The sequence below is a fragment of the Kitasatospora sp. NPDC001539 genome, from assembly GCF_040298565.1.
Classification (GTDB): domain Bacteria; phylum Actinomycetota; class Actinomycetes; order Streptomycetales; family Streptomycetaceae; genus Kitasatospora.
On sequence record NZ_JBEPAK010000069.1, the window covers coordinates 21,161 to 28,559 of the forward strand.

Sequence of the window (7,399 nt, forward strand, 5' to 3'; positions counted from 1 at the left end):
CGCGCGCTCCGCATACTGATCTCCCGAACGCGTGCTCGAGAGCGGTCCGCAGTGCGGGCACCGTCCCAGGCCGCCACTGTCTCGACCGGATGCGCGCACCGGTGGTGGGCGTGCTCGCGTGAGGCCGCGCTGTGCTCGCCCGCGACCGGCCCGGGATCACGACCTGCCGGTACCGGCTGACCACCACAGCATCGGCGGCCGCCGGGCCGGCCACCCCCAGCGTGCGCGGGACCTCGGGTCCGAGCGAGTCGGATGGGCCATCAGAGGTGCCCTGACCCGTGGCTCCCCGACCAGCGCAGCACGCGGCAGTCCGATGCGTAAGGGGTGTTCAGTCGGTGGTGATGACGAGCTTTCCGCGGACGTGGCCGCTGGTGGAGGCGGTGTAGGCCTCGTCCATGCCGCTGAGCGGGAAGGTGGTGATGCGGGCGGCCTTCAAGGCGCCGGAGGTGACCAGGTCGGCGAGTTCGGCCATGTGCTGACCGGTGGCCTGGTAGTTGAAGTTGACCGCGCGCACGTCCCGGTCGGCGAGAGCGTCGGGGTCGGTGGCGAAGACGGTGCTGGCCAGGCGTCCGCCGTCCCGGACCAGCGGTGCGACCCTGCCCATGACGACGTCGCGGCCGTCGACCAGGTCGACGACGGCGTCGATGCCGTCCGGGTGTGCGGCGCGAACGGTGTCGGCCACGTCACTGGTGTGGTAGTCGATCACCTCGTCGGCGCCCAGGGCGCGCACGTAGTCCCTGTCCTCGCCGGCGGCGACGGCGATCACGTGCACGTTCCGGGCGGCGGCCAGTTGCAGGATGTAGGAGCCGACACCGCCGCTCGCGCCGACGACCAGCAGTGTCTCGCCGTCGGCCGGGTCCAGCCAGCGCATCAGGCCGAGCGCGGTCCCACCGGTCATCGGCAGGGCTGCCGCCGACACCGCGTCGAGCGCCTGCGGCCGAACGGCCAGGGCGGCGGTGTCCTGGGAGGCGGTCATGTACTCGGCGTAGGAGCCGTGAGGATGGCGGCCTGCGGCTGCCGGGAGCCGCATCCCGAACACCTCCTGCCCGACTTCGAAGGACGCGCCGTCACCGGCGGCCGTGACCCGGCCCGCGACGTCGAACCCGAGGGTGTACGGGAAGGGGAAGTCGGCGCCCGGTGGTGCCAGGGCGCCGGCGGCCAGCTTCCAGTCGATCGGGTTGACCGCGGCAGCCGAGACCTTGATCTGCACCTCACCAGGGCCCGGCTCGGGCACCGGCATGTCCCTCAGGCGCGGAGTCTGGCCGAAGGAGTCGATCGAGAAGGCCTGCATGGCCATACCTTTCTGCCGTTCTCCTACGTACTTTCCATGACCACCGATTGTGCCGCGCGGCAAGGCCATCTGCCCGGACCACCACGGTCGACGGAGATCACGACGCGTCCCGAACACGTACCGGTGACCAGCTGGGCAGCAGCCCTCCGCGCTTGCTCGCCTCTCTGCTCTGCGTGGCCGGAGAACCAAACAGAAATCCTTGACCATGTCGATCCATGAGAGCGCAGCCGGTGGCCGATCACGTGGTGGACCATCGTTCTCGCGATCTCTGCGCCACGCCCCCTCGCGGCGCTGGTCGCTGTTGGTCCGATCAGGTTGGAAAGTCCTCATGTGCTGCTGCCAGGACCGGTACGGGGCGCCGGCCCGGGGTTGATTAGTCGCATGACGCAACTGACTATTGATGACATCCTCACCCGGGGCCAGGGGCTGTTGACTCCCGAGAACCTGGATGACCCGCGGATCGATCCGGCAGCGCAGGAGTCGATTTCCAGGTTGAACCAGGGCGAGACTCTCGATCAGATCTGTGCCCTGGCGCTTCTCTCCGGGGTCAAGGCCGAGGCCGGTGGGCTCATGGGGATCTTCGGCGACGACTCGTCCGATGCCGCAGAACTCGCGTCCCTCCTGGACACCGACCCGTCGACTCTTGTGCCCTCGGGCGCCGATGCCGTACTCGTCAGCGATCCGGACAGCAGTACACCGGCGATTGTCTTCCGCGCCGAAGCACGGAATGACCCCATTCGACTCGACAACTCGCTGCCGGGTGTCATCAGAGATTCGAGGACGGTTCTCAGCGACGCGGCCGACCTCGGCCTCGTCGGGGACCCGGCCGACCCGAAGCCATGGTTGTGTACTTGGATCTGCGGCATGTGCGCCCTGGCGCTCGCGGACGGGGTTCCGTTCGATGAGGTTCCCGTCTGCCTGGCCTGCCTCACGTGCATCACCGGTTCCGGCTGACTCCCGAAGGACGGACTCGCAGGCGGCCAGTGCGGTCGCCGAGCCCCGAGCAGCCGTGCTCGGTGTGGAACCCGGCGGCGCCGGCGGGCATCCGCTGCCACTCGGCCCCGCGCGGGTTGAACGCCCGCAGTTGCCGCGCCTTGCCCTCGGTGAAGAACTGTGACACCAGGCTCGCGTCGCGCCCGAGCATCTTGGCCACCTGCCGCTTGGCGAAGCCCTCGCCGATCAGCTCCTGGGTGAGGCGCGCCGCCTCGTTCGGCTGACTCGGATCGGCGGGGCTCACCGCTGCTGCACCTCCGGCCGCCTGCTCAGCGGCGAGTTCGGCGCGGCCCAGGCCACGCAGCTCCGGGTGCTCCTCCTGGCTGGTCCGGTGCTCCACCGGTCCGGTCAGGTGGCCCTTGAGGAGGTGGTCACCGGGCTCGCCCCGGTAGGGCCAGGGCCGGCGCTCGGTCAGGGCGATGCCGTCCGTGCCGAAGCAGACAGCCGTACCGGGCTTCGCGTGCGGAGCCCCGGCGTAGCCGATGACCTCGTTGCCCTGCCGGTACTTCGTGTCCACCGCAACCAAGATCGGCCAGAACTGTCGCCACCGGCCCTTCCCGTCCTCCCCCTCAGAGCCAGGAGGCCCGGCTCCACCGCCAGGTGGCCGGGCGGCGAGGCTGCTCAGCCGCCCCGGCGTGTGCTGCAGCGCCGATCAGGTCCGGAGAACGCCACTAACTTTCGGTTGCCCGGGTGGGGTCGACTGCGGCCTGGACGAGGTTCTGTTCCAGGCGTTCCAGAGTGCTCAGGGCCTCGGTGCGCTCGCCGGTCGACAGACCCGCGGTGACGAGGTCCTCGAGCTGACTCCAGCTCTGCTCGACTTCACGCCGCAGGGCGTGGCTGGCCGCGGTGGGTTCGATGAGGGATGCGCGTTTGTCGGTGGGCGAGGGGCGGCGGCGGACGAAGCCGGCCTGTTCCAGGCGCTGGACGGTGCGGGTCATGGTGGCGGCGTCGGAGTCCAGCAGGCGCACCAGGTCGATCTGGCGCTGGGGGCCGAGTTCCCATAGCTGCATCATGACCAGCTCCTGGCCCGGGTGCAGGCCGATGCGGCGCAGAAGTTGTCCGGCGAACATGCGGTGCAGGCGGGCGAGGCGGAAGATCGCGTGGCTGATGGGCCCGCCGCTGGCAGCGGCCGGCACCGGGACGCTCGCCTCCCGCCCCGCTCCCGCGGGTGCCTTCCCGACCGCCGGAGTGGACTGTGTCATCTCTTCCTCACTTTCCTGATCAGACAGCTAATGGTACCTCGCACCCTCACCACCTCGAGGGAGCGCCGCGTGGTCGACTCGGGCCTTTGCTGCTTGCAGCGCCTTCCCTGCCTCACATCCCCCAGGGAAGGGCCTCGAAGAAGGTAGTTACTTGTTCGAGCAGGTATCTGTTACGTTGGAATGCGTCCGGGCCACCGCCCTTCACTCCTCACGAGGGAACAGACCATGACCACTGCTTTCGATCCGATCGCGCTGGGCGGCCGCCGCCTCGCCAGCCGCATCGCCATGGCGCCGATGACCCGTAGCCGCGCGTACGGACCGGGCGCGCAGCCGACCGCTCTGACGGCGGAGTACTACGCGCAGCGCGCCAGTGCCGGACTGATCGTCACCGAGGGGATCCAGCCCTCCCCGGTCGGCCAGGGCTACCCGGACACCCCCGGGCTGCACACCACCGGCCAGGTGACCGCGTGGCGCAACGTGACCGACGCCGTACACGCCCAGGGAGGCGTGATCTTCGCGCAGCTGATGCACACCGGCCGGATCGGCCACCCCAGCCTGCTGCCCGACGGCATGGTCCCGGTGGCGCCCTCGGCGGTGGCCGCCAGGGGCCAGGTCTTCACCCATGAGGGGCCCAAGGACTTCGTGACGCCGAAGGAGCTGGGCGAGACCGAGATCCTCCAGACGATCGCCGACTTCGCCACCGCGGCGCGCAACGCGATGGAGGCCGGCTTCGACGGCGTGGAGATCCACGGCGCCAACGGCTACCTCATCCACCAGTTCCTCGCCCCCAACACCAACCTGCGCACGGACAGTTGGGGCGGCGGGGTCGAGGGGCGGATCCGCTTCGCCGTCGAGGTCATCGCGGCCGTGACGGAGACGATCGGCGGCGACCGGGTGGGCCTGCGGATCTCGCCCGGGAACCCGTACAACGACATCGCGGAACCCCAGCCGGGCGAGGTGTACGAAGCGCTGCTGGAGCGGCTCTCCGGTCTGAACCTGGCCTACCTGCACCTGATGGAAGGCCCGGACCGCGACCTGACCGGACGGCTGCGCAAGGCCTGGCCCGGCACGTTCATCCTCAACCCCTTCACCCACCCGCAGGCCACCGGCCCCGAGGCGCTGAAGCTGGTCCAGGACGGAACGGCGGACATGGTCGCCTACGGCGCCCTGTTCCTCGCCAACCCCGACCTGCCGGCCCGCCTGGCCGCCGGCGGCCCGTTCAACACCCCGGACGCGGCCACCTTCTACGGCGGCGACCACCACGGCTACACCGACTACCCCACCCTCGGCACCTGACCCCCTGACCGGCGTGGCCACCTCCACGGCCACGCCGGGCCTCGGCCTTGCACCGATCATCCGGCGCAGCTGCCGCAGAGGCTGTCGCCGGGGCCGGCCCCGGGATGGCCGCCCTTCCTTGACGGTGCCGGAGCTGTCCCCCGTGCCTGCGGGCGTCCGAACGTCCGGCAGAGTGCTGATGGTCCGTCTGTTAGCTTCCGGAAGTCGAAGAGGCGACGTGCGCTCGGGGCTGACGCGCTGTGACGCGGCTCATACGGAACTGCGGCCGGCCCGCGGACAGGGGAGGGCATGGAACTGTCACAACGGGCGCGCCTGCGCGCCGGGGACCAGGACGCGCTCGGCGAGGCCTTCGACGCGCACGCCCAGGCCGTGTACGCGTACGCGCTGCGTACCCTGGGGGACTGGGCGGCCGCCGAGGACGTGGTGTCGCTGACCTTCCTGGAGGCCTGGCGCCTGCGCGCCGAACTGCACGGGGGCGACGACGACCTGCGCCCCTGGGTCTTCGGGATCGCCACCAACGTGCTGCGCAACACCGCGCGGGCCACCCGGCGCCACCGGGCCGCGATGGCGCGCCTGGCCGAGCGCGGGGCCGCACCGGACTTCGCCGACGAACTGGTCTCACGGATCGACGACGGCGCCCAACTGGCCGCCGTGCACCGCGCGCTGCCGGGGCTGCGCCGTTCCGAGCGCGAGGTGTTCCGGCTCTGCGTGTGGGTGGGCCTCGACTACGCCTCGGCGGCCGAGGCGCTCGGGGTCCCGGTGGGCACCGTGCGCTCGCGCCTGTCCCGGGCACGGGCCCGGCTGCGCACGCTCGCCGAGAACGAGTTGCACGAGCCGGCGAAACGCCGGGAACCCGCTCCCGCCGTCGGACAGGTACGGGACGGCGGCTTCGAGGCCGCCCGGTCGTTGCAGGAGGAGACCCGATGAACAACTCGCCCGAGCTGCTCCCCGCCGACCGCCGACGGTTCCTGAAGGAGCACCTGATGAGTGAGATCGCCGCCGAGACGAACGCACCGCGACCGCGGCGCAGGCTGGTGTGGCTGGTCGCCGCCCCGCTGGCGGTCGGTGCGCTGGCGGCCGTGACCGTGGTGGCCGCCCCGGAGGGCGGCCACGGCAACGCCGCCCCGGCGGGGCCGGCCTCGTCCGCCCCCACGGCCGCCCCGTCCGCGTCGTCCGCCTCGTCCGCCGCCCCGGCGCCCGAGCCGACCGATCCCGCAGGCCTGCTTGCCCGCGCCGCGAGGGCCGCCGCCAGCAGCCCCGACCCCGGGGCCAGGGGCACCCAGTTCGTCTACCGGCGGGAGCTCCAGGACGGCGCCCGCGAGACCAGGCACGAGCGCAGGTCGTGGTTCGCGGTCGACGGCAGGTCCGGCGGCCTGATCCTGGACCCGACGATGGACAACGGGCGCAGCCCCTGGCCCGCCACACTGTCGGGCGTCCCCGGCGCCCCGCGCACGGCGAGCTTCGACTCCCCCACCTACGAGTTCGTCGCCTCCCTGCCCACCGATCCGCAGCAGCTCCTGAAGCAGCTGCTCTCCTTCGACCGCGCCAAGCGGGTGTCGGGGACGCCGATGACGCCGAAGCTGTACAACCAGTTCGCCTTCGCGGACGTCCAGATGATCTTCCAGAACGTCGGGGCGCCGCCGGCCGTCGCCGGATCGCTCATGGAGGCGGCCGCGAGGATCCCGGGCACGTCCGTGGTCGCCGACGAGGTGGACGCGGCCGGCCGGCACGGCGTCGCGGTGGTCGGCACCAACGGCACCATGCGCGTGGCCCTGGTCTTCGACAGGACGACCGGCGCCTTCCTCGGCGTGCGCGAGGTGCTCCTCTCCGACCTCCCGCCGGCCGGCCCCGACGGCCTGCCGCCCGCGGGCGCCCCGTCCCCGGGCGCCGGGGGCGGCAAGGGCTTCGAGTACGCCTCGGCCGTCCTGACCTCGGCCGTGGTCGACCAACTGGAGGCCGAGCCCGCCAACTGACGGCCCGCCCCGCACAGCCGGGCCCGGAGGCAGCCACGGGGGTGCCGCCTCCGAGCCCGGCGCTCGATTCCGCATGGAGTCGCCGGTCACGGTGGGGGCGAACAGCTCTCCTTCGCCGGCGAGCGGGCGGGGCAGAGTGGAAAGTGTCGTCGATGGTCTGCTGGGCGAGGGCCAGGCCCTCGGCCCCCGGTCAGCCGATGGCGGCGACCGGGCCGTTCCAGGCGTTCTGGTCGATGGTGAGGGAGGAACCGCCGTAGGTCTCCTGCTGGTTGACGGCGTACTGGTGGCCCCGTCGGGAGCCGCTCCACTGACTGGCGGGGAACGGGAAGGTGCTGGTGGTGTCGGCGGTGCCGTCGTAGAGGGCGTACCAGAGGGCGTCGGGGAGGTTGGGGGCGCCGGAGGTGGCGGCCTGGCTCATGGCGAGGGCGCTGGACTTGCTGAAGCCGTAGAAGCCGGCGAAGTAGCCGCGGGAGTGGAGGGCCGCGTCCCAGGCCTGGACGTAGGTGAGGACGGCGGTGCTGCAGGCGGCGTCGGAGGCGTTGTAGGCCTCCATGTCGAGGTAGACGGCACTGCCGGGGCCCATCCCGAGGGCGGAGGCGCCTGAGCGACGACCCGGCGCACCACCACGACGCCGTCGACCCCCG

At 71.8% G+C, this 7,399-nt stretch carries 8 protein-coding genes; 4 read left to right on the forward strand and 4 right to left on the reverse strand.

The window, feature by feature from the left end:
* Positions 1–328: 328 nt before the first annotated feature.
* A complete protein-coding gene (locus tag ABT247_RS13905; RefSeq protein ID WP_350742337.1) occupies positions 329–1,297 on the reverse strand; it encodes an NADP-dependent oxidoreductase in 969 nt (322 codons plus the stop codon).
* 375 nt (positions 1,298–1,672) lie between these two features.
* On the opposite strand from ABT247_RS13905, the gene ABT247_RS13910 reads away from it, so the two are divergent.
* On the forward strand, positions 1,673–2,245 hold the full coding sequence (locus tag ABT247_RS13910) for a hypothetical protein (RefSeq protein ID WP_350742339.1): 573 nt from the start codon (positions 1,673–1,675) through the stop codon (positions 2,243–2,245).
* Here the strand turns inward: ABT247_RS13910 and ABT247_RS13915 are convergent.
* Positions 2,229–2,801 (reverse strand): hypothetical protein, encoded by a 573-nt coding sequence (locus tag ABT247_RS13915; RefSeq protein WP_350742341.1) that lies wholly within the window; start codon positions 2,799–2,801, stop codon positions 2,229–2,231. The genes ABT247_RS13910 and ABT247_RS13915 overlap by 17 nt on opposite strands.
* Positions 2,802–2,955: 154 nt before the next feature.
* Complete coding sequence (locus ABT247_RS13920; RefSeq protein WP_350742343.1) at positions 2,956–3,486, reverse strand: MarR family winged helix-turn-helix transcriptional regulator; 531 nt, start codon at positions 3,484–3,486, stop codon at positions 2,956–2,958.
* A gap of 225 nt (positions 3,487–3,711) precedes the next feature.
* Here ABT247_RS13920 and ABT247_RS13925 point away from each other — a divergent pair, with 225 nt between their 5' ends.
* From ABT247_RS13925 to ABT247_RS13935, 3 genes are all read left to right on the forward strand, one after another.
* Entirely contained in the window at positions 3,712–4,782 is a 1,071-nt protein-coding gene (locus tag ABT247_RS13925; RefSeq protein ID WP_350742345.1) for an alkene reductase, read from the forward strand.
* A gap of 288 nt (positions 4,783–5,070) precedes the next feature.
* On the forward strand, positions 5,071–5,709 hold the full coding sequence (locus tag ABT247_RS13930; RefSeq protein WP_350742347.1) for an RNA polymerase sigma factor: 639 nt from the start codon (positions 5,071–5,073) through the stop codon (positions 5,707–5,709).
* Complete coding sequence (locus ABT247_RS13935; RefSeq protein ID WP_350742349.1) at positions 5,706–6,755, forward strand: CU044_5270 family protein; 1,050 nt, start codon at positions 5,706–5,708, stop codon at positions 6,753–6,755. Before ABT247_RS13930 ends, ABT247_RS13935 begins: the two co-directional genes overlap by 4 nt.
* Before the next feature lie 190 nt (positions 6,756–6,945).
* On the opposite strand, the gene ABT247_RS13940 is transcribed toward ABT247_RS13935, so the two are convergent.
* Positions 6,946–7,399 (reverse strand): glycoside hydrolase domain-containing protein (locus ABT247_RS13940; protein WP_350742351.1); only part of this gene is annotated, 454 nt, incomplete at its 5' end.

What these genes read in the sequence shown, in the direction of transcription:
- ABT247_RS13925 (WP_350742345.1), top strand. Translation starts at nt 3,712, where the DNA reads ATGACCACTGCTTTCGATCCGATCGCGCTGGGCGGCCGCCGCCTCGCC.
- ABT247_RS13930 (WP_350742347.1), top strand. Translation starts at nt 5,071, where the DNA reads ATGGAACTGTCACAACGGGCGCGCCTGCGCGCCGGGGACCAGGACGCG.
- ABT247_RS13905 (WP_350742337.1), bottom strand. Translation starts at nt 1,297, where the DNA reads ATGGCCATGCAGGCCTTCTCGATCGACTCCTTCGGCCAGACTCCGCGC.
- ABT247_RS13920 (WP_350742343.1), bottom strand. Translation starts at nt 3,486, where the DNA reads ATGACACAGTCCACTCCGGCGGTCGGGAAGGCACCCGCGGGAGCGGGG.
- ABT247_RS13910 (WP_350742339.1), top strand. Translation starts at nt 1,673, where the DNA reads ATGACGCAACTGACTATTGATGACATCCTCACCCGGGGCCAGGGGCTG.
- ABT247_RS13935 (WP_350742349.1), top strand. Translation starts at nt 5,706, where the DNA reads ATGAACAACTCGCCCGAGCTGCTCCCCGCCGACCGCCGACGGTTCCTG.